At 67.1% G+C, this 1,086-nt stretch carries 2 protein-coding genes; both read right to left on the reverse strand.

Going from position 1 to position 1,086, the window contains the following annotated elements; translation table 11 throughout:
• Positions 1 to 135: 135 nt before the first annotated feature.
• Positions 136 to 345 (reverse strand): hypothetical protein, encoded by a 210-nt coding sequence (locus ABZU72_RS28715; protein ID WP_355022174.1) that lies wholly within the window; start codon positions 343 to 345, stop codon positions 136 to 138.
• Entirely contained in the window at positions 342 to 716 is a 375-nt protein-coding gene (locus tag ABZU72_RS28720) for a hypothetical protein (protein ID WP_355022175.1), read from the reverse strand. The genes ABZU72_RS28715 and ABZU72_RS28720 overlap by 4 nt, the downstream gene beginning before the upstream one ends.
• Positions 717 to 1,086: the final 370 nt, after the last annotated feature.

Raw genomic sequence — 1,086 nt, forward strand, 5'->3', positions numbered from 1 at the left:
TGCGGTGTCGGGCCATGGGCTTTCATCCTTCGAAAGCCCGGCTCTCCAGTCAATTCCTCGCCGTCACGCTGTCCGCTTCAAGGGGCGCACTCCACGGATAAGGGGAACTTTGATAGGTTTTGCGAGGAGCGGGCGTTAACGGGCTTCTCCTTCACGGCAAAAAGCGGCCTGCCATTCAGCCTCCGTCATCGGGCTCTGGCCATCCGTCTCGTCGAACGCGATATCGGCTCCAGCCTCGACGGCGTCCCGTTCCGCATCGCTCAGCGGGTGGGCGCTGATATCGTAGCGCACACCATTGCTGGCGCGTGTCTCCAGTTTCGCGATGCGCTGAGCCAGTCGCGTCATGGCGCCGGCCTCGCTGCACCGGCGATGATGGCGGTATTCAACGCGGCGTCGGACATCAGCCTCACAGCGCGGCTGCCCGGCGTTTGATCGAGCCGGTCACAAGGCTCGGCATCTGACACGAGCGCCATCAGCTCCGTGTCGGAAAGCCCCGGAACATCGCTCCACCGCGCTTCCGGCAACTCAGCAGGCCCGGGCATCACGCCCATGATGATCGGATCGCCCCGCCTTACGGCTCCAGCCGCGAGCGCGTGCTCGTAGGCCTGCTGGAGGGCCTCCGCCGACCGCTCCCAGAGCACGAAGGCGACGGCTGTCCGATTGTCGCCGGCATACCTCCGCTCAAGCTCCCTGAGGCGGCGTTGGAGGGCCGTCATGTATCCGCCCTCATCGCGGCGCGGACTGCTGCAACGGCGCGAGGGGCGTAGCCAGGCTGCCCGATTAGCTTGGCACAGATCTGCTCCGCCCATTCGGGGTCAGCCAGAACAGCGGCCACGCGAGCGTCGCGCGCGGCCTTCGACCGCTGATCCGATACGGGACGGCGCCGGGCCTCCAGCCTGGTGAGGCGACGGTGGACGGCGTTCATCATACTCGGCCTCCTTCCAGAGCCTCGAGCCTGCGGTGCAGATCGGTGACCTCGATGGCCTTGGCATGGGCATCGACCAGCCGGCCGAGTTCGGCGGCTTCGGACGGCGTCAGCTCGCCCGCCGCGACCGCCTCCAGGATGGCCTGCGTCGCCTTGGGCAG

Origin of the sequence: Nocardioides sp. NPDC004968 (assembly GCF_040608935.1) — a bacterium.
Classification (GTDB): Bacteria; Actinomycetota; Actinomycetes; order Propionibacteriales; family Nocardioidaceae; genus Nocardioides.